Source organism: Kitasatospora sp. NPDC056138 (assembly GCF_042264695.1).
In the GTDB taxonomy this organism is placed as follows: domain Bacteria; phylum Actinomycetota; class Actinomycetes; order Streptomycetales; family Streptomycetaceae; genus Kitasatospora.
Map to the genome: position 1 here is coordinate 63,134 of NZ_JBHJVK010000035.1, position 20,166 is coordinate 83,299.

The 20,166-nt window shown below is 74.7% G+C and carries 14 protein-coding genes; 9 read left to right on the forward strand and 5 right to left on the reverse strand.

Features of this window, described 5'->3' with window-relative positions; all coding sequences use genetic code 11:
• Positions 1 to 47 precede the first annotated feature (47 nt).
• The 5 genes from lanL to ACFC1R_RS21605 all read left to right on the forward strand — a co-directional run bounded on the left by lanL (position 48) and on the right by ACFC1R_RS21605 (position 6,893).
• Complete coding sequence (lanL, locus tag ACFC1R_RS21585; RefSeq protein WP_375940907.1) at positions 48 to 2,810, forward strand: class IV lanthionine synthetase LanL; 2,763 nt, start codon at positions 48 to 50, stop codon at positions 2,808 to 2,810.
• A gap of 69 nt (positions 2,811 to 2,879) precedes the next feature.
• Positions 2,880 to 3,011, forward strand: a complete 132-nt coding sequence (locus ACFC1R_RS21590; RefSeq protein ID WP_375940909.1) for a hypothetical protein — start codon at positions 2,880 to 2,882, stop codon at positions 3,009 to 3,011.
• Positions 3,012 to 3,064: 53 nt separating this feature from the next.
• On the forward strand, positions 3,065 to 3,190 hold the full coding sequence (locus tag ACFC1R_RS21595) for an ALQxL family class IV lanthipeptide (protein WP_375940911.1): 126 nt from the start codon (positions 3,065 to 3,067) through the stop codon (positions 3,188 to 3,190).
• Positions 3,191 to 3,318: 128 nt separating this feature from the next.
• A complete protein-coding gene (locus tag ACFC1R_RS21600) occupies positions 3,319 to 5,076 on the forward strand; it encodes an ABC transporter ATP-binding protein (protein ID WP_375940914.1) in 1,758 nt (585 codons plus the stop codon).
• Positions 5,073 to 6,893: an ATP-binding cassette domain-containing protein gene (locus ACFC1R_RS21605; RefSeq protein ID WP_375940916.1), complete on the forward strand. Its 1,821-nt coding sequence runs from the start codon at positions 5,073 to 5,075 to the stop codon at positions 6,891 to 6,893. Before ACFC1R_RS21600 ends, ACFC1R_RS21605 begins: the two co-directional genes overlap by 4 nt.
• A gap of 87 nt (positions 6,894 to 6,980) precedes the next feature.
• Here the strand turns inward: ACFC1R_RS21605 and ACFC1R_RS21610 are convergent, their stop codons facing one another.
• Positions 6,981 to 10,313 (reverse strand): BTAD domain-containing putative transcriptional regulator, encoded by a 3,333-nt coding sequence (locus ACFC1R_RS21610; RefSeq protein WP_375940918.1) that lies wholly within the window; start codon positions 10,311 to 10,313, stop codon positions 6,981 to 6,983.
• A 955-nt stretch (positions 10,314 to 11,268) separates the two neighbouring features.
• Here ACFC1R_RS21610 and ACFC1R_RS21615 point away from each other — a divergent pair.
• Together ACFC1R_RS21615 and ACFC1R_RS21620 are read left to right on the forward strand one after the other, a co-directional pair.
• A complete protein-coding gene (locus ACFC1R_RS21615) occupies positions 11,269 to 12,411 on the forward strand; it encodes a GNAT family N-acetyltransferase (protein WP_375940920.1) in 1,143 nt (380 codons plus the stop codon).
• A gap of 3 nt (positions 12,412 to 12,414) precedes the next feature.
• A complete protein-coding gene (locus ACFC1R_RS21620; protein ID WP_375940922.1) occupies positions 12,415 to 13,650 on the forward strand; it encodes an acetyl-CoA carboxylase biotin carboxylase subunit family protein in 1,236 nt (411 codons plus the stop codon).
• Between the two features lie 113 nt (positions 13,651 to 13,763).
• Here ACFC1R_RS21620 and ACFC1R_RS21625 read toward each other — a convergent pair whose 3' ends face one another.
• The 4 genes from ACFC1R_RS21625 to ribA form a co-directional block, all read right to left on the reverse strand.
• On the reverse strand, positions 13,764 to 14,600 hold the full coding sequence (locus ACFC1R_RS21625; RefSeq protein WP_375940924.1) for a class I SAM-dependent methyltransferase: 837 nt from the start codon (positions 14,598 to 14,600) through the stop codon (positions 13,764 to 13,766).
• A complete protein-coding gene (locus tag ACFC1R_RS21630; RefSeq protein ID WP_375940926.1) occupies positions 14,597 to 15,451 on the reverse strand; it encodes a 3-keto-5-aminohexanoate cleavage protein in 855 nt (284 codons plus the stop codon). The genes ACFC1R_RS21625 and ACFC1R_RS21630 overlap by 4 nt, the downstream gene beginning before the upstream one ends.
• A 97-nt stretch (positions 15,452 to 15,548) precedes the next feature.
• The gene (locus ACFC1R_RS21635; protein ID WP_375940928.1) at positions 15,549 to 16,022 is read right to left on the reverse strand and encodes a hypothetical protein; all 474 of its coding nucleotides are present in this window, start codon (positions 16,020 to 16,022) and stop codon (positions 15,549 to 15,551) included.
• A gap of 2 nt (positions 16,023 to 16,024) precedes the next feature.
• Positions 16,025 to 16,726, reverse strand: a complete 702-nt coding sequence (gene ribA, locus ACFC1R_RS21640) for a GTP cyclohydrolase II RibA (RefSeq protein ID WP_375940952.1) — start codon at positions 16,724 to 16,726, stop codon at positions 16,025 to 16,027.
• A 289-nt stretch (positions 16,727 to 17,015) separates the two neighbouring features.
• Here ribA and ACFC1R_RS21645 point away from each other — a divergent pair, with 289 nt between their 5' ends.
• A complete protein-coding gene (locus ACFC1R_RS21645) occupies positions 17,016 to 18,335 on the forward strand; it encodes a hypothetical protein (protein WP_375940930.1) in 1,320 nt (439 codons plus the stop codon).
• A gap of 52 nt (positions 18,336 to 18,387) precedes the next feature.
• A complete protein-coding gene (locus ACFC1R_RS21650) occupies positions 18,388 to 19,980 on the forward strand; it encodes a gamma-glutamyltransferase family protein (protein WP_375940932.1) in 1,593 nt (530 codons plus the stop codon).
• Positions 19,981 to 20,166 lie beyond the last annotated feature (186 nt).

The window sequence follows — 20,166 nt, forward strand, 5'->3', positions numbered from 1 at the left end:
GCCCCACCGTCAACTCTCACGCCGTCAAGCCGTCTTGAGGAAGCCCCGTGAACCCTGGACTTGACAACCCGCCGGCCGCCGGCCGAGCCGCCGGGCTCCGAGGACCCGGCCACGAGCGCCCCGAGGACGCATCACTGCTGACCGACGTGGTCCGGGCCGTGATCGCGCGGCACGGCACCGGGGAGGAGGACGGCTGGACCGTCGACCCGCAGGAGTTCTGGTGCTACGTCAGACCACGCGGCGTCGACCGGCGCGCCCAGGGCTGGAAACTGCACGTCTCCGCCACCCCGCTCGCCGCGGCCGTCACCCTCGCCAGGGCCGCCGAGGTCCTGATCGCCCACGGCGCGAACTTCAAGTTCGCCGGCACCCTCAACCGGGTCACCGAACTGGTCTCGGCCCGCTACGCCCGGGGCGGCGGCGGCAAGTTCATCACCGTCTACCCGAACGACGACGAGCAGTTCCGGCTGCTCGCGGAGGAACTGCACCGGGCCACCGTGGGGTTGCCGGGCCCCGCCGTGCTCTCCGACCGCCGCTACCTCCCCGACAGCCAGGTCCACTACCGCTACGGCGTGTTCCACGCCGCGCCCCGGCTCACCAACGACGGCAGCTACGCCTCCCGGCTCACCGACCCGGACGGGCGGCCAGTCCCGGACGAGCGGAACGCCTGGTTCAGTCCGCCGCCATGGGCCGAGAACCCCTTCCCCGACCGGGAGCCGACGCCGCCGCTCAGCTCCGCCGCACTCAGGCCCGTCCTGCTGAACGACCGCTACCTGGTGCGCGGTGCGATCCGGCACGCCAACAAGGGCGGGGTCTACCGGGCCGAGGACGGCCGCACCGGTGAGCAGGTGATCGTCAAGCAGGCCCGCGCCCATGTCGGCGCCACCGTCGAGGGGTTGGACGTCCGGGACCTGCTGCGCCGCGAGGCCGCCATGCTGGACCGCTTCTCCCGGCAGGGTGTCGCGCCGCGCGTGGTCGAGGTGTTCGAGCAGCAGGGCAGTGTGCTGCTGGTCCAGGAGTCGGTGCCGGGTGCCTCGCTGCGCCGTACGGTCGCCCGGCGGCTGTCGGAGACCGGCCACGCCTGCGCGGACGACCGGGACGCCGCGGTGCTGGTCGAGGGCCTGATCGGGCTGGTCGCCGCCGCCCACGGCGAGGGCGTCACGCTGAACGACTTCAACCCCAACAACGTGATGGTCACCCCCGACGGACGGCTCCTGCTGATCGACCTGGAGATGGCCGCCAGGGAGGGCGAGCGCTGGGTCCTCGGTGCCACCCCCGGCTACGCGGCACCGGAACTGCTCGCGACCGAGGCGATCGCCCCCTGCCTGCCGACCACCGTCGACCTCTACGCGCTGGGCGCCACCGTCCTGCACGCGCTCAGCGGCGCCGATCCGCTGCTGGCCGAGGACCACCCGGAGCCCAGGCCCACCGAAGGGCGGGTCGCGGCCCTGGTCGGCCTGCTGGCCAGGGACCACGCCCCGGTGCGGCGCTTCGCACCGCTCGTCCTCGGGCTGATGCGCGACGAGCCGAAGCAGCGTTGGAGCCTCGACCGCGCCCGGGAGTTCCTGACGGCGCGACCGGTGGCAACCGCCCAGCCGGAGCCGCCGGACGCCTCGGAGCGCCTGCTCGTCGACGGGATCGGCCACCTCGTCGCCACCATGCGGCCGGACGCCGAACGCCTGTGGCGCTCGGACGACTTCGGTGAGACCTGCGACCCGGTGGCGGTCCAGCACGGATCCGCCGGCGTGCTCGCGGTCCTGGCCCGCGCACTGGGGACCCTGGGGGACCGGGACGGGCTCGAGGACGCCGTCCGTACGGCCGCGCAGTGGACCCTCGCCACGCACGAGACGATGCCGAGCAGGCTGCCGGGGATCCACTTCGGCCGCTCCGGGACCGCCTGGGCCCTGCACGACGCGGCCCTCGCGCTGGACGACGCCGACCTCGCCGAGCGCGCCGTCGACCTCGCCCTGGAACTCCCGGTGCGCTGGCCCAACCCCGACGTGTGCCACGGCGCCGCCGGCTCCGGCCTGACCCAGCTGCACTTCTGGCGCGCGACCGGCGACCCGCGCTTCCTGGCCCGTGCCCAGGAGGCGGCACAGGGGCTGCTGGAGGCCGCCCGGCGGGTGCCCGAGGGCGTGTTCTGGCCGGTGCCGGACGACTTCGACTCGGCTCTCGCCGGCGTGTGGCACTACGGATTCGCCCATGGCGTGGCGGGCGTCGGCACCTTCCTGCTGGCCGTGGGAGAGGCCGTCGGCGACGAACGCCTGCTCGCCGCCGCCGTCGAGGCCGGACAGACCCTCGCCACCGCGGCACGCACCGGGCCCGCCGGGGCGATGTGGCCGGTGGACCGCGAGCGTCACCTCTCCGCCGACCCGGCCCCCGTGCGGTACTGGTGCAGCGGCTCCTCGGGCGTCGGGACCTTCCTGGTCCGGCTCTGGCAGCACACCGGGGACCGGGCGACGCTCGGCCTGGTCGAGCAGGCCGCCCGCGCGGTCGTCACCGGCCGGGCAGTCGACTCCACCGCCGCCTGCCACGGGCTCACCGGCAACGCGGAGTTCCTGCTGGACGCCGCCGACCTGACGGGCGAGGCGCACTACCGGGAACGGGCCGGACTGCTCGTCGACCACATCGCCGTCCAGGGCGTGCTGCGCGACGGCCGGCTGGTCGTCCCGGACGAGAGCCGCCTCGCCGTGCTCGCGGAGTACTCGACCGGGCTGGCCGGCGCGGTCGCCCTGATGCTGCGGCTCCGCCACGGCGGCCCCCGGATGTGGCTGCCCGAGTCCGCCCCCGCGCTCGTGAGCCGCCACCCCTGATACTCCGCCGGTTCCCCCGAACCGGCGGCCCGCAAGATCACCACCGCACCGAGACGAAGGGACACACCCGTGGAGAGCAACCTGGACGCCCTGCAGATCCTGCCCGAGGAGGCCACCGAGGGCCTGCGCTGCGGCGAGGACTACACGTGCGACTGGACCAACAACACCCCGGCCTGCCGCCGGGTCATGTCCACCCTCTGATCCCACCCTCTGGTCCCACCCGAGCCATCCGTCCCGCCAACCGAGGAGCAGTCATGACCGAGACCGACCTGGACGCCCTGCAGACCCTGCCCGAGGAGGCCACCGAGTCGCTGCGCTGCCGCGACGAGTACACCTGCGCCATCACCCTCCCGTGCCGCGTCCACTTCTCGACCCTCTGATCCGGTAGCGATCGAAGGTCCACGCGGGCCCCTGAGCAGGCACACGCTCAGGGGCCCGTCCCCGTATCGGGCGCCCGCGCACCGCGACCCTGCACCGCCCCCCAGCCCGCCCCCCGGAGGCTCCCCGGATGACCCGCACAGCCCCGCCCGCCGACACCCCGCCGGTCACGCCGGGCCGGCTGCTCGCCTCGGCCGCCCGGCGGACCGCCGGACGGCTGGCGGCGTTCGCCGTCGCCACGCTGGCCGGAGCGGCCGCCGAACTGCTGCTGCCCGCGGCCCTCGCCGCCGCCGTCGACGCGGTCCTGCACTCCGGCACCTCGGGCGCCCACGCGCCGGGCCCGGCCGCCCGGGACCTCGGACTGCTCCTCGCGCTCGCCGCAGTCGCCGAACTCGGGTCCGAACTCGCCCTCACCGTAAGCTCGGTGCGCATGGCCGCCGACCTGCGCGGCAGGCTGGTGGCCCACACCCTCGCGCTCGGCCCGGCCGGACTGCGCCGCTTCTCGGCCGGCGACCTGGCCAGCCGGATGGCCGGGGACAGCGAGAGCGCGGCCGGAGCGGCACCCGTCCTGGTCGGTTCCGGACTCTCCCTGCTGGTCTCGGCCGCCGGCCTGGTCGCCCTCTTCCTGGTGGACGTGCGGCTGGCCGTCGTCGTCCTGGTCGCCGCTCCGACCGTGGCCCTCGTGGTCCGCTCCTTCGCCCGCGACAGCTCGGCCCTGCACCTGCGCTACCGGCGCGGCCAGGGCGCCGTCGCCGCCCGGCTCACCGACGCGCTGGAGGGCATCGCCACCATCCGGGCCGCGGGCACCGTCGCCCGCGAGGAGGCACGGGTGCTCGCCCCGCTGGCCGAGCTCGCCGCCGCCGGACGCGGCCTCTGGGACCTGCAGCGGACGGCGGTCTGGCGGATGCGGCTGCTCTCCGCCCTGGTCGAGGCCGGCACGACCGCGCTGGCCGGTTACGAGGTCCTGCGGGGACGGCTCACCCCCGGCGGGATGCTGGCCGCGATCGGCTACGTGCACCTCTCGCTGCGCCTGGTCGGCGAGGTCGACGGCCTGCTCGGCCTGACCCGCTCCTGGGCCGGCGCCCGCCGCCTCGCGGAGGTGCTCGCCGAGCCCGCCCGCAGCGCCCTGGGCGGCAGCGAACCGGTGCCGCCTGGCCCCGGCGCACTCGCCTTCCGCTCCGTCACCGTGACCCGCGACGGGCACCCGGTGCTGACCGACCTCACCCTCGACGTCCCGGGCGGGACCTCGCTCGCCGTGGTCGGCCGCTCGGGTGCGGGGAAGACCACCCTCACCGCCCTGATCGGGCGGCTCGTGGAACCGGACGCCGGAACGGTCCTCCTCGACGGCGTCCCGCTCCGGGACATCGACCCGGCCCGACTGCGCGAGCAGGTCGGTTACGCCTTCGAACGCCCCGTGCTGTTCGGCAGGACCGTGGGCGAGTCGATCGCACTGGGCGCGGCGGCCGCCTCGGAGCCGGAGGTCCGCGCGGCCGCCCGTGCCGCCCAGGCCGACGGCTTCGTCCGCCGCCTGCCCGAGGGCTACGCCACCCCGCTCGCGGACGCGGCGGTGTCCGGCGGCGAGCGGCAGCGGCTCGGCCTGGCCAGGGCCCTGGCCGGCAGCCCCCGGGTGCTGGTCCTCGACGACGCCACCTCCAGCCTGGACTCGGTGACGGAGGCCCAGGTGGGCGCCGCACTCGGCGAGGTGCTGCGGGGACGGACCAGGATCCTCGCCGCCCACCGGGTCAGGGCGGCGGCCGCCGCCGACCGGGTGGCCTGGCTGGAGGACGGCCGGCTGCGCGCGCTGGACGCCCACCACCGGCTCTGGGCCGACCCGGAGTACCGAGCCGTCTTCACCCCCGAGGCCGCCCCGGCCGGGGCGGCCAGGTGAGCGCGGGCCGCGCCGGTCGGGGCCGCCACGTGAACGCGGGGCTGCGCCTGCTCGGCGAGGAGCTGCTCGCCAGCCGGGCCGCCCTGCTGCGGGTGGGGCTCTGGTCGCTGGTCGAGGCCGCCCCGTCGCTGTTCGCCGGCCTGGTGGTGGCCCGCGCGCTGGACGACGGCTTCCTCGCCTCCCGCCCCGCCGTCGGTTTCGGCTGGCTGGCGGTGTCCGCACTGGCGCTGGCCGCCCAGGCGGCGGCCGGCCGCCGGACGTACCCGTGGCTGGCCGAGGTGGTCGAGCCGCTGCGCGACGCACTGGTGCGCCGCGTGGCCGGAGCCACCCTGCGGCGTGCGGCGGAGGGCACCGAGCGGATCGGCGGGGACGCCGTCGCCCGGCTCACCGGGCAGGTGGAGTCGGTCCGGCAGCTGGTCTCGGCCGAGCTGCGCACGCTCCGCCAGCTGGTGCTGACCGTCGTCGCCACGGTCCTCGGCCTCTGTGTCCTCTCGCCGCTCGCGGCGGCCCTCACCCTTGTGCCGCTGGCCGTCGCGCTCGGTGTGTTCGCACTGGCGCTGCGCTCCCTCGCAGCCCGCGAACGCGCCGTGGTGCTCGCCGACGAGCGGCTGTCGGCGCGCAACGCCGAGGTGCTGGCCGCCGTACGGGACGTGGTCGGCTGCGGGGCGCAGCGCTGGGCCGCCGACACGGTCGGCGAAGCGGTGCGGGCCTGGGCGCGGGCCCGGACGTCCCTGGCCGCAGCCGGCTCCGTCCGCACGGTGGTCGTCGCGCTGGGGGCGCAGGCACCGGTGGTGCTGCTGGTGCTGGCCTCACCCTGGCTGCTCCGGGACGGCGGGCTGTCCGCCGGGAAGCTGGTGGGCGCGATCACCTACCTGGGGACCGGACTCGAGCCCGCACTGCGCCTGCTGGTCGGTTCGGTCGGCAGCTGGGGGCTCGAACTGGGCGTGGTGGCAGGGCGGTTGGCCGAGGCCACCGCCCCTCTGCCGGCCGCCCCCGGGCCGGCTGCCGGGTCCGGTCCCGGGCCGGTCCGCTCGGCGAAAGTCCCCGAGCTGGTGGCCGAGCGGCTCACCTTCGCCTACGGTCCGGCCGCCGAGCCCGTCGTGCGCGACCTCGATCTGCGGATCCCGCCCGGTGACCACCTGGCGGTGGTCGGCCCGAGCGGAATCGGGAAGTCGACACTGGCCCTGCTGCTGCTCGGCCTGCGCACCCCGGGGCGGGGCCGGGTGCTGTTCGACGGTGTACCGCTGGAGCGGGTCGGCGCTTCGCGGCTGCGCGGCGAGACGGCACTGATCCCGCAGGAGGCGTACGTCTTCGACGGCACGCTCGCCGAGAACCTGAGCTACCTGCGTCCCGGGGCCCCGGCCGCGGAGCTCGACCGCTCGGCGCGGGCGGTCGGGCTCGGGCCGCTGGTGGACCGGCTCGGCGGCTACGACGCGGTGCTGGGGGCCGACGGCGCACGGCTGTCGGCCGGGGAGCGGCAGCTCGTCGCGCTGGCCCGGGTGCACCTCTCGGCGGCCGGCACGGTGATCCTGGACGAGGCCACCTGCCACCTCGACCCGGCGGCCGAGGCGGTCGCCGAGCGCGCCTTCGCCGCCCGTGGCGGCACGCTGGTGGTCATCGCCCACCGGCTGGACTCGGCGATCCGGGCCCGCCGGGTCCTGCTGCTCGACGGTACGTCAGCCCTCCTGGGGACACACGAGGAACTGCTCGGACGCTCGGCGGTCTACGCCGGGCTGGTGGGTGCCTGGGAGCCCGAGCCGCTGATGGCCGGGACGCCGCGGGCCGCGGCCCCGGTGCCGTCGGGGGAGACCGGATGAACGACCGGCGGCGCACCGAACCGCCGTCCGCGCCCTGCTGTGGCACGGCGCCGCCGTCGCGGCGCGGTGTCACGGCAGGGCGCGTCGTCACAGCAGGCTGTGGAGCAGCCCGGTGGCGGGCAGTGCCGGATGCAGGTAGACGTGCTCACGGTGCTGTTCGACGGCTGCGCGCAGGGTGCGCAGGGTCGCCCTCGCTTTCTCCTGGTGCCCGGCGTGGTGCTGTGCCTGGGCGAGCAGGCCCAGGTGGAGCGGGTGGCGCAGGCGTGTCCGGGAGCCGCGCAGCTCGGCCAGCGAGGCGTTCATCAGGACGAGGCCGTCGTCCTTGTGTCCGGAGTGCGTCAGACCCCATCCTTCGAGCAGACGGAGCATCGCCCTCCAGTAGATCAGCCCGTGTTCGCCCGCCAGCCGGGCGCCCTCGGCGCCGGAGGAGTGCGCCGTGCGGACATCCCCCTCCCAGGCCGCCACGACCGCGTCCACGTAGAGCGCGAACGACCGGTCGGAGGGCCGGCTCTCGTACTCGGTCAGGGACAGCAGCTCGCGACGGCGCTCCGTGGCGGTCTGCCGGTCGCCGAGCAGCCAGTGGGTGAAGGTGTCGTAGGAGCGGCAGGAGACACGCGGATCGTGCTGGAAGGTGCGGGCCAGCGAGTGGCCCTCGCGGGTGAAGCGGTCTGCCATCTCGACGCCGCGCTCCAGTTCGGCGAGCGCCTGCGGCAGCAGGCCGCGCACGTGCAGCACGATCCCCTCGCCGTAACTCGCGCCGAGCAGTGCCACCGGCTCGCCGTTGTGGTCCGCGATGTCCCGCAACAGGCCGGAGAACTGCCGGGAGGCGTCGTAGCGGCCGGTGACCAGGTACGCCGCGCACAGGGCCCAGAGCACCGAGGGGTCCTCGGGGGTGTGGGTGGCCGCGCTGAGTGCCCGGCCGTGCGCGAGCGCCGTCTCGGCGTCGAGATGACCGTAGCCGTGGGTGGTTGCCAGCACCTGGCCCAGCTGGATGTGCAACTGCTGTTCCAGGCGCACGGTGGCCGGGGCGTCGGGGGGCAGGAAGCCGACCAGGTGCACCGCGCGCCGCAGCCAGGTCTCCACCTGTTCGTACGCCAGCTGCTGCTCGGCGTGTTCGGCGGCGTGCAGCAGCCGGGGGAGCGCCTCCTCGGCGGGCAGCGCCCGCTTGGCGTGCCAGGTGTGGTGGGCCACCCGCTCGATCTCCTGGTCCCCCACCTGTCCGCGCCTGCGCGCGCAGAGCGCTTCGGCGACCCTGGCGTGCAGTCGGTGCCGCTCCGTGCGCGCGAGCTCGCCGACGAGCGTCTCCTGCACCAGGGCGTGGGCGAAGTGGAGCCGCCCGGGGTGGTGCGGGTCCTCGCCGAGCAGCCCGGCGTGGATCGCCGACTCCAGTGCCGAGGCGACCGGTTCGTCCTCGGTGGCGGTCCGGTGCAGCAGGTCGGTGTCGACCTCGGTGCCGATGACGGCGCACAGCCGCAGCACCCGCAGGACCGGTTCGGGCAGCGTGGCGAACCGCTGGTTGAGCGCCTCGCGCACACCGGTGGGGACCCGGGCCAGGAGCATCTGCACCGCGTCCGGGCGGTGCAGGCTGCGAGCGTCGTCGAGGAGGGACAGCAGCTGCATGACGAAGTAGGGATTGCCTTCGCTGCGCCGGTGCAGGACCTCGACGACCTTCGCGTCCACGCCCGGCCCGGCCTGTGCCCGGACCAGGGCTGCGACCGCCTGCCGGGAGAGCCCGCCGAGCCGCAGGTTCTCGGTCCTGGGCCCGCGCAGGATCTCGGAGAGCATCCGGCGCAGCGTGGCGTCGGATTCGACCTCGAACTCGCGGGCGGTCAGCACGATGCCGAGCGGCTGGCCCTGGCGGCGGGTGCTCAGCAGCCTGAGCAGGTCCAGCGAGGGCGTGTCGGCCCAGTGCAGGTCTTCCAGGAGCAGCACGAACGGCCGCTGCGCGGCCAGCGTGAGGAGGGTCTCGCAGACCGCGTCGTTGGTGAGGAACCGGGCCTGGCCCCAGTCGGATTCGGTGCCGGCGGCGGGTCCGGCCGCCCGCTCGGGCATCAGTGGGGCGAGCAGCGCGCCGAAGGGTTCCGTCGCGCTGCGGAAGGCCTCCGGGCGAGTGGCGGACAGCCGTCGCAGGACCTGGGTCCACAGCCAGTAGGGCGGGACGCCCTCGCCGGGGAAGCAGTGGCTCCAGACCACCTCCAGGCCGGTGCCGTCCGGGCCGGTGCCGGCGGCCTCCAGCCGTGGGGCGAGTTCGAGGAGCAGGCGGGTCTTGCCGACGCCTGCGGGGCCGAGGACGCTGGCCAGGTGCCCGTGGCCGACGAGCGCGCCGGTGGCCGCAGCCGTCAGACGGTCGAGCTCCTGGTCGCGGCCGGCGAACGGGGCGGGGCCGGCGAACGGGGTTTGGGCGGCGAACGGGGCTTGAACGGCGTCCGGGGCTTGGGCGGCGTGCGGGGCGGCCGGTCGCGCCGCCTCCGGGGGTGCCTCGGCGTCGGCGTGCGCCCCGGCCTGCGGTGTCCCGTCGTCGTCCGCTGCCCCCGCAGCCGTGGTCCCGGGAGCTCCTGCGACCGTGGTCCGGGCGGCCTGCGCCCCGGCCCGGGTGCGTGCGGGGCGCGGTTCCCCGGCGGGCCCGCCCGCTTCCGGCTCCTGGCGCAGGATCGCGGTCCTGATCCGGCGGAGTTCGGCGGCGGTGTCCACGCCGAACTCCTCGGCCAGGTGGCTGCGCGTCCGTTCGTAGACGTCCAGCGCTTCGGCCTGCCGCCCGAGCCGGGACAGCGCGGTCATCAGGTGGCCGACGAGGCGTTCCCGGGTGGGATGGCTGCGTGCCTCCCGGTCCAGCTCCGCCGCCACCTCCTCGGCTGCGCCGAGCGCCAGCCGGGCCTCCGCGCAGGCTTCCACGGCGGTGAGCCGGACCAGCCTCAGCCGTGCGGTCTCGTCGCTGAGCGGCGGGTTGGCGTCGAACTCCGCGTAGGGCGAGCCGTGCCACAGGCCGAGGGCCTCGGTGAGCAGGTCGCGCGCGGCGAGCGGGTCGCCCCGGTCCAACAGCCGCCGTCCGTCGCCGACCAGGCGCTCGAAGCGGCAGGCGTCGACCTGGTCCGGATCGAGTTCCAGCACGTAGCCGGGGGCCCGGTGGCGCAGTACGGGGGGACCGCCGGGACCGGTGGCCGGTGCCAGGGCGCGGCGCAGGTGGGAGATGTGGCTCTGGAGCGTGGCGACGGCCTGGCGGGGTGGGTTCTTGCCCCAGAGCTCCTCGACGAGTGCTTCGGTGGGCACCACGCGGCCGACGCGTATCAGCAGCAGGGCGAGCAGCGCCCGCCGTCGTGGCGGGCCGAGCGGGAGCTCGCGTCCGTCGTGGCGGGCCGACATCGGCCCCAGGACGCTGAGCAGGGGTTCGGCCGGGTCGTTCGCCGTCGGGGATGCGGGCATGTCGATCCCAATCTCGCACACGCACACCTGTACTGACGGTCGGTCGGCGCTGTGCGGTCCGCGCCGTCCGAACCGTGATGGTGACATAGCAATCGGTATATTCCAAGATCACCTTTCGGCCACCGGCAGGCCGACGGCAGGCGATCGGCAAGGAGTCCGCAGGGATTCCGGCAAGGACGGCGGGGATCGGTCGGCCGGATCGGCAGGGAAGCGCAGGCGTCCCGACCAGGTCGCGGCAAGGGCGGTGGCGCAGGATGTCCGGCATCGGGGGTGGCCGTCGGGCGGCGAGTACGCGAACCGGCCCGACGGCAGCCCTGGACCCGCTCTCCGCCGTGGTGCGGTGCGGCGAGCGCGTCGTGCGTCGTGCCCGGCGTCGTGCCGGTCCCCGGCGGCTCTGCGTCCTCTCGCCGATCGCGTCCACCCCGTCGCGGAGGCCGTCCCGGAACGCCCCGGGGTGGGGGACTCGGACGGTCGGCAGGAGAACCCGGCCGTGGCGACCGGCATGTCCCGGGAAGCGGCATGCCCTGGGAGACGGACGCGACCGCTGCGAACGTGCGCCGGGACGAGGGCCGCCGCTCAGGTTCCCCGGTGGGGCGGGTGTTGATCGGTCCTCCGGCCGGGTAAGGGCCCGGAGTCCGGGACGACGCACCCGTACCCGACGGCACACCGCTGCACGACGGCACACCCACTGCGCACCACGGCACACCCGTACCCGACGGAGCCGCTCGGAAGGACCGATCTGACGGAACGTCAGGGAGGGAACTCCGTGACGGCGACCGGCCGATCCCGCCACGACCGGACGGCCTTGACCGGGTGAACCGGAGGCGGACGGGTATGTCTTCCAAGATCGGCTGAGTCCCGGCGTCAGAGCGACTGCGCGGCTAGGGTGATGCCCAGGTTCGTACACGTGCACGGATGCCGGTCGGCGGAGCGTGCAAGGAGGGGGATGAGGGCCTTGGCAACCATACGTCCGGTGGTCTCGCGGGTCCTGGGGGTGAGGGAACTGGATCCGGCGGTGTGGCAGCGGCTGACGGCGAGCGGCTCGGACTTCTACGCGAGCCTGCCGTGGCTGGCCGCGCAGGAGGACTTCAGCGGGCAGTCCCAGCAGCTGCTCGTCGCCACGCAGGGCGACGAGGTGTCGGCCGTGCTGCCGTACGCCGTTCCGGAGCGGGAGTTCAACCAGTTCTACGAACCCCGGGCGCTGTGGGGCGAGTCGGCCCCGGAGGCGAGCGGTCTGCTGCACCTCGGCGTCGGCCGGGGTTACTACAACCCCGTCCTGCTGACGGCCGCCCGGGGCGAGGAGCGCGCCGCCCTGACGGCCGCCCTGGCCGACGAGGTCGCCCGGCTGGCGGCGGAGACCGGCCGGCCGGCCGTGGCGCAGTACGTCCGCGCCCGGCAGGCGGACGAGGTCGCCGCGCTGCTCGGCGGCGGTCCGACGACGGTGCTGCCGGTCGCGTTCAACGCGGCGATCCGCCTGACCGGCGCCGACTTCGACGACTACCTGCGCGGCTTCGCGGGCCCCCGCAAGCCGCGGCGCGTGAAGATCAGGCACGAGCGGCGCAGCTTCGACGCGGCCGGCTACCAGCTCGGTTGCGAGGAACTCCGCGACTGCCGGGACGAGTTGGCGCCGCTGCTGGTGCAGCTGCAGCACAAGCACGGGCAGAGCGCCACGACGGAGTCCACCGAGCGGGTGATCCGCACCCAGGCGGACCACCTGGACGGCACCGTGTTCACCTGTCGGCTGGAGGGCGAACTGGTCGCCTTCGCCCTGGTCTACCGCTGGCACGACGCCCTGTACGTGCGGATGGCCGGGTTCGACTACGAGCGGCTGGTGGATGCGTTCGAGTACTTCAACCTCACCGCCTACCTGCCGATCGACCACGCCTACCGGCACGGGGTGCGCGAGGTGCACCTCGGTATGGAGAGCTACCGGGCCAAGCTGTTGCGCGGCGCCGAACTCGAACCGCTGGTGACCGTGCTCGGGCCGGGCGCCGTCGTCGACCCCGACGGGCTGCGCGCCGGGGCCTGGGAGCGGGTCGCCGGCTGGGAAGACGAAGTACCCGATCCGGTGCGGCTGTTCCGCACCCAAGGAGGCTGAACCATGTCCGAACGCCCGAAGTTGCTGGTGCTGGGGGCGGGGAACCAGCGTGAGCGGGCCTTCCACCGCTGGGCCGCCGACGGGCTGGAGGTGACGCTGGTGGACGGGTTCTCCTACGCGCGTTACGACCACCTCGTGGAGCGGTCGTTCCCCGGCGACGTCCGTGACGGCGCGGCGCCAGACCTGGCGGCGCTGGCCGCGCTGGCCGCCGGGCACCAGGGGGTGACCACGCTGTCGGACGAGTGCCAGATCACCACCGCCCTGCTCGCCGAGCGGCTGGGGCTGCCCTCCGCCGGGGTGGGGGCCGCGCGGCTGGCCCGCGACAAGCGGCGCCAGCGCGAGGTGGCGGCCGCGCACGGCCTGCCGAGCGTGGCACACCACGCGAGCGAGGACCCGCAGGCGGTCGCCGAGTTCGTCGGCGGCCGGCCGGGCCCGTGCGTGGTCAAGCCCGTGGGTGCGGGCGGATCCGCCTCCGTGACCCTGGTGGCGGGCGCCGACGAGGCGCTGGCGGCGTGCGAGGCGATGCGGGAGCGCGGCCACCGGAGCTTCCTGGCCGAGGAGTTCCTCACCGGGCCGGAGATCAGCTACGAGGCCGTGGTGCGCGGCGGGCGGGTGGTGCTGGCTTCGGTCACCGAGAAGGAGGTGGTCGGGGCCGGCTGCTTCCTGGAGCGCCGGCACCTGGTCACCGCGCCGGGGAAGGCGGCGCCGGGGTCGGTGGGGGAGCGGGCGGCGAACGACGGTGTCCCCGCGCTGGCGGACGGACTGGTCCGGGCCTTCGGGGTGGCGGACGCGATCGTCCACCTGGAGGTCAAGCTCACCGACCGGGGGCCGGTACCGGTGGAGATGGCGGTGCGGCCGGCCGGGGACTGCATCCCCGAGCTCGTCGAGCGCACCCACGGCCGCGACCTGTACCGCCATGCGGCGGCACTGGCCACGGGCCGGGAGGCGCCGGGGGACGAGCGGACCGACGACGGCGCGACGGTGGCCGGGGTGCGGTTCTCGCTGGGGACCGGGAGGGTCACCGGGTACGCGCGGCCCGCCGACGTCCTCCAGGGGCTGGCGACGGTCCGCGCCGCCGTGCAGATCGGCCAGGTGGGCCGGACCTACGGCGAACCCGTGGGCAACTGGGACCGGGCCGGCTACGTGCTCGGCTGGGGCGCGGACCGTGCCGTCCTGGAACGGGAGTTGGCGATCGGCTGTGATCGTCAGCTCTCCCTCGCCGGCCTGAAGGGCAGGTAGCAGAAGGGGGCGGGCCACCTGGGCCCGCCCCCTTCCGTTCCTGCCTTCCGTTCCTGCCGTCTGTGCAGACCTTCTGAGCCGACCGGTTTGTCGACCCGGTCAGGCCGGCCGGCTCAGGCCGGCCGGCGCAGCACCATGCAGGTGCTGACGTGCACCAGCTCGACCTCGGTGCGGGCACCGCCGAGCGCCTCGGTCAGCACCCGGACCGCCTCGTGCGCCTCGGGCCGGTCCGCCGACCAGGGGCCGCCGCTGGCCACCCACCAGGTCGCGTACGCGGGGGCGGGCAGCGTACGGCGGCGCTCGACGACGAAGACGTCGTCCACGGCCAGGTCGGCGGCGTCCGCCAGGTCGACCACGTCCGCCGCCGTCAGCCGGCGCCGGTTGAAGGAGGAGCCGTCGCCGTCCGGCAGGACACCACGGGTGGCCTCCTCGATCCGCTGGTCGAAGGCGTCGGCCGCGGCCGTCCGCCCGGCCGCGGCGGCGCAGAGCAGGCCGCCGGGGGCGAGCAGGCGGCGGATGCGCGCGAAGCCGTCGGCGTAGTGCGGATGCAGCCAGTGCAGTGCGGCGTTGCTGAACACGGCGTCGTAGCCGCCGTCCTCCGCCGCGTCGACGCTCCGGCCGTCGGTGGTGTGGTCGTCCTCCAGGAACGAGCCGAGCCGGAACTCGACCCGGTCCGGTGCCAGCCCCCGGTTCCGGGCCAGGCGCAGCATGTCGTCCGACACGTCCAACGCGGTGATCCGGGCCTTCGGCAGGACCTGCGCCAGCTCCTCGGTCAGCGCGCCGGTGCCGCAGCCCACCTCGTAGGCGCGCTGCACCGAGTCCGGGTCGGGGTGGAGCCGTGCGACCAGGGCGGCGTTGCGCTGCTGGAGCCGTCCGGTGGCCTCGTCGTACTCCTCCGGGGTGTGCCAGCGGTGGTCGGTGACGGTCTCGGTTCGCATGTTCTCGCTCACGTGCGGTCCACCGGCTTCAGGCCGATGATCTGGCGGGCCTCTTCGGGCGTGGCCGGCTCGCGGCCCAGCTCCCGGCCGATGCGCACGGCGCGCTCCACTAGGCGGGCGTTGGTGGCGTCGGTCCGGTCGCTCCAGTCGTAGTACGGGTTGTCCTCCAGGCCGACCCGGACGTGGCCGCCCAGCGTGGTGGCGAGGGTGTTGGCCCGGGTCTGGAAGCGTCCGATCCCGGCCAGCGCCCAGGTGGTCCCGTTCGGCAGGCCGGCCAGCACCGCGGCCACGTTCGCCGCGCTCAGGTCGGCGGTGCCGCGGGAGCCGAGCAGGATGTTGGCGTAGAACGGACCCTGCAGCACGCCCTTCTCGGCGAGCGAGCGGGCGTAGTTGGCCATGCCGACGTCGAACACCTCGAGCTCGGGGACGATGTCCCGCTCCTGCATCGCCCGGGCCAGGCCCTCGATGGTCTGCGGCGAGTTGACGGAGGGTCCGGTGGGGAAGTTCATCGAGCCGAGGGTGAGCGAGGCCATCTCGGGCTTGGAGACACCGGTGACGGTCAGCGAGGCGGACCGCTTCTCCAGCTCCGACCAGTCCCGGCCGCTCGTGGTGACCACCAGCACCATGTCCGGGGTCTCGGCGGCCACCGCCTCGCAGATCTCCTGGTACCGCTCCGGACGCCAGGTGGGCTCCTCGTCCTCCCCCCGGGCGTGCAGGTGCACTATGGACGCCCCCGCGTCGCGGCACCGGCGGACGTCGGCGGCGATCTCCTCGGGTGTGACGGGGACGGACGGCACCTTGGCGCGCCGGGGGATCATGCCGGTCGGACAGAGGTTGACGATGAGTTTGTCGGCCAGGCTCACAGCAGACACCTGCTTTCTGACGTGCGGGTCTTGGGACGGAGCCCGAGGCGGGCTTGTAACGTGCACCGGGTGGCCGGTGCCACGGGACGGCCGGGCGTCACAGGGCGGTCCACCGGTCGGCCGCCCCGCCGGGGCCGTCCGTGCCGGTGGTCACCGCCCAGCGGTAACGCCGTTCGCCGTCCTGCTCGGTGAGGAGACGGCCGGGGCCCTCGCCGGCCGACAGGACGACGGTGCCGCCCCGTTCGCAGGCGTGGCTCGGCGGCGGGCCGTCCCAGGTGTAGGCGCCGATGTCGGGTGGGTGCGCCCACAGTTCGGGGGCGCTGTCGGTGAAGCTGCGCAGCGGCGGCGTGGGGTCGGCGAACAGCTGCTCGCGCCAGGACCAGTCGCGCCACAGCCAGTACGCGCAGAACCGCTGCGGTTCGTCGAGGCTGCGCAGGACCCGGTAGTCGAGCAGTCCGGGCGGCGCCTCGTCGGCACAGAACCGGTCGGCCAGCAGGCGGTTGAGCTCGGCCAACCGGTCGGCGGCCGCTCGGTCGCGGGCCGTCTGGAACCCCAGGACCGCGACGGTCACGCTCAACGGCCCTGGTGGGCGGCGTCGGTGAGCGGTCCGAGGCTCCCGAGGTGCCCGAGGATCTCGTCCTTGGTCCTGAGGTAGTCGACGTTGCTCGCACTGACGAAGCCGCCGTGCGGCACCCGTTCCACCGTGAAGCCGGCCTCCTCCAACGCGGCTATCTTCAACGGGTTGTTGGTGGCCAGGCGGAGCCGGGAGACTCCGAGCGCGCGGAGCGCCTCGGCCGCGGCGGTGTAGTCGCGGCTGTCGACCGGAAGCCCGAGGACCACGTTGGCCTGGACGGTGTCGAGGCCCTGTTCCTGGAGGGCGTAGGCCCGAATCTTGTTGGCCAGTCCGATGCCCCGGCCCTCGTGGCCGAGCAGGTAGAGCAGTATTCCGTGGCTGCTGGTCAGCACGGCGTCGAGCGCGGCCGACAACTGCGGACCGCAGTCGCAGCGGAGTGATCCGAGAATGTCGCCGGTCGCGCACGCGCTATGTAGACGTACCAACGGATCAACGGATTCGGCATCTTCGGTACGGTGTACGGCGGCCATGACCAGTTCCGGTCCTGACTCGCCCTCACCGAACACGTACAGCCCCATGTCACCACCTGCGACGGGCAGGGTGCAATGGGCCTGGAGCGTGATCTGCGGCACGGGTCCCCCCTCTGTGCAAATTCTGTGCAAAAAAATCAAGGCCGACCTGGTCTGTTCGCTCACGTCCACTTGTGGCCGTTCGAACTCCTCCGGAGCCTTCTTCCACAAGCTACAGAACGGAGACGGACAAAAGAACGCACGTCGGGAGCATGACCTGAATGCGCCGATGATGAATGGGACGCTACCCGAACAGATCCGGCAAAATGCGGGCGGATCAGGGACGTTCGGGCCCTGCCGAACGAGTCCCTTCGGCCATTCCTGGCGGGGTTCGGGCAGAAAAGTTTGGCCGTCGTGCGGCGGGTGTACCCGGACTCGTGGCAAGGTCTAGCCCAGCGAAATCCCTTACGAGGAGGCTGTGGTGACCGAGGTACTCCTGCTGCGCAGCGGCAATCCGCGACGGCTGACCGAGCCCGCGTGGCGCGGCACCGTCGACCTGTGCGCCGAGGCGGGCGTCCCGATCCTCAGCACTCCCCCCACCCCGTTCGGCGGCCCCGAAGACGCCCTGCCGGCCGGTCAGTTCACCCTGGTGCCGGAGGAGGCGGGCGCCGAGGAGGTCGCCGCGCTGCTCACGGAGCGCGGCCCCGACCGGATCGTGCACTGCGCAGACCCGGACGCGCTGGTCCGCCGGGACGCCGCCGCCGCCCGCAGCTACCGGCACGCGCGCGGTCGCGTCGAGGAGGCGGAGCGGGCCGCCGCCGCGTTCGACACCCTGCTGCACAAGGGCCTCACCCGGGACCTGTGCGAGGGCCTCGGCATCGGCACCGCCGAGGGCGTCTGGGGCCCGGCGTCCGACCCGGCGCTGCGGCACCGCGCGGCCGAACTGCTGGCGCAGCACGCCCGCGTGGTCGTCAAGGACCCCGAGGGCTGGGCGGGCCGCGGCCAGCACACCGCCGTCCACCCGGACGAGCTGACCGCCGCCCTGGACGCCGCGGGCGACCTCGCGGTCGTCGTCGAGGCGTTCGTCCGCGGCGAGGAGGTCAGCGTCGAGGTGCTGCTGCACAACGGCCAGGGCGTGGTGCTGGGTTGGGCGGTCAAGGGCGGAACGGACGAGGGCGGGCACCCGCTGCACCGGCTGCGCCTGACGCCGGCCGGCCCGGTGCCCGCGGTGCTGGCCGACCACGCGCTGCGGCTGTGCCTGGCGGCCGGTCACGAGGGCATCGGCGAGCTGGACTTCGTGGTCGGCGAGGACGGCCGGGCCCGGGTGCTGGAGTGCAACCCCCGGGTGAGCGCCACCTCGCGTGCGATCGCCGCGGCCAACGGCCACTCCTCCACCGAGCTGGCGGTCCGTGCCGCGCTCGGCGGGCTCGCGGCCCTGCCCGACCTGGCCCGGCTGGAGAGCGCGGACCGGGTGCTGCCGGCCGACCTCTCCCCGGAGACCTTCGCCGCGCTCGCCTCCGCCCCCGGGATCGCCTGGGTGCACCCGGTCACCGACGGCTTCCAGCCGCGCGCCCTGCTGGGCGGCCTGGCCGGCGAGGGCCGGGTGGACGAGGCCGTGCGGCAGATCGCGACCCTCGCCGGTGTCGACCTGGCGGAGCCGCTCGAGGAGCGGCGGGCCACCGCCCGGCGGATCGCCGCCGCACTCGACGCCCCCCAGGAGACCCTTGCGGCCTCCCAGGGCCTCGCATACGCTCCTGGTGATCACGGGTCGGCGGCGCGGATCGGCATGGGGGCACTGTGAGCGACCACTCGACCTGCCGGACGCCGCTGGTGAAGGGCGGCCCGCTGTGCGCGTGATCCTGAGGGACCGTCAGCAGTGGGGCCACCGCGCCCTGGCCTCCACCGGCTCCTCGCTGGCCACCGTCGCCGCGCTCGCCGTCCTGGAGGAGGGCGGCAACGCCTTCGACGCGGCCATCACCGCCTCGGCGCTGCTGACGGTGTGCATGCCGATGGCCTCGGGTCCCGGGGGTGACGCCGCCGCCGTCCTGCACGTGCGCGGCGAGGACCAGCCGCTGGCGCTGACCAGTCTGGGCCGGGCGCCCGGCGCGGCCGACCCGGCCGCGTTCCGCGACCGTGGGCTGGGCACCGTGCCGCGGACCGGGGTCCTCTCCTCGACCACACCGGCCCTGATGGACGCCTGGTACGCACTCCACGAGCGGTTCGGCAGCAGGCCGTTGGAGGAACTGCTGCGTCCCGCGGTGCGCACCGCCGCGGACGGCGCCACGGTCACCAGCCAGTTCCAGCGCTGGACGCGGGAGAACCTGCAGGTACTGGAGCAGCCCGCCTTCCGGGAGGTCTACGCGGCCGCGGCCCGGCCCGAGGCGGTGGGGACGCGCCTGCGCCAGAGCGGCCTGGAGCGGCTCTACACGATGGCCGGACAGCTCGACGCGGGCGGCCTGCGCCAGGAACTGGCCGACCGGGTGGGCCGGTTGAGCACGGAGCTGGACGGGCTGCTCGCCCCCGAGGACCTGCTCGCCTCGCACGCCCGGCTCGGCCCGGCGACCACGCTGGAGCTCGCCGGACACCGGATCGCGGTGCCGCCCGCGCCCACCCAGGGCCCGCTGATGCTGCAGAACCTCGCGCTCTACGCCTCGTTCGCCCCCGAGGAGGGCAGCGGGTCCGCGGCGGGCATGCACGTACTCTCCGAGATCTTCAACCAGACCTTCAACTGGCGGCTGGAGCACCTGCGCGACCCGGAGGTCGTGGACAAGCCGATGCCCGATCCGCTGGACCCGGGCGTGCTCGCCGAGTTGGGCCGCGGCGTCGACGTGGACAGGCGCAGCGCGTGCCGCTACGCCGGCCACTACTCGCACGGCGACACCACCCACTTCGTCGTCGCCGACCGCTTCGGCAACGCCGTCACCTGGGTGCAGAGCCTCGGCCTCGGGTTCGGCGCGGGCGTCGGCGTCCCCGAGCTGGGGCTGCTGCTCTGCAACCGCCTCGGCCGCAGCAGCACGCTCTCGCCGGACCACGCCAACCGGGTGCGCCCCGGCGCCCGCCCGGTCAACACGATCTTCCCCTGGACGATCAGCGACCACCGGGGCGGCCGCCGGCTCGGCGGCACGCCGGGCGGGGACGGACAGTGCCAGTGGAACACCCAGGTCACCGCCGCCCTGCTGGTCGACGGTGCCACACCGCTGCGTGCCCTGACCCTGCCGCGCTGGACCTACTTCCCCGGCAGTGACAAGACCGAGGCCGACCGGCCCGAGCAGCTCCAGGTCGACGAGACGCTGGACCAGGCGGTGTTCGAGGGCCTGGCGCACCGGGGGCACGAGCTGGTCCGCAAGGCGAGCGTCGGCGGCGTCAGCCGGCTGCTGGAAACGGGTCCCGGCGGTCTGTACGGCCTGGACGACGGACGGCAGGAGGGCCTGACGGCCGCCTGCTGAACCGGTCCTGACACGGCATCAACGAAAGCGCGGGATCGCTGTCGGCTCAGGCACGGCACCGCCAGAGGGGGGAAACGCCGGATGGCGGACGAATCGTCTTCCGATCCTTCAGTTCGACACACCGGGGCACCGGAGCACTCCGACGCACCCGCGGCCTCGCCGACGGCCGCGCCGGATCCGCCCGCG

What these genes read in the sequence shown, in the direction of transcription:
- ACFC1R_RS21595 (WP_375940911.1), top strand. Translation starts at nt 3,065, where the DNA reads ATGACCGAGACCGACCTGGACGCCCTGCAGACCCTGCCCGAGGAGGCC.
- ACFC1R_RS21600 (WP_375940914.1), top strand. Translation starts at nt 3,319, where the DNA reads ATGACCCGCACAGCCCCGCCCGCCGACACCCCGCCGGTCACGCCGGGC.
- ACFC1R_RS21610 (WP_375940918.1), bottom strand. Translation starts at nt 10,313, where the DNA reads ATGCCCGCATCCCCGACGGCGAACGACCCGGCCGAACCCCTGCTCAGC.
- ACFC1R_RS21620 (WP_375940922.1), top strand. Translation starts at nt 12,415, where the DNA reads ATGTCCGAACGCCCGAAGTTGCTGGTGCTGGGGGCGGGGAACCAGCGT.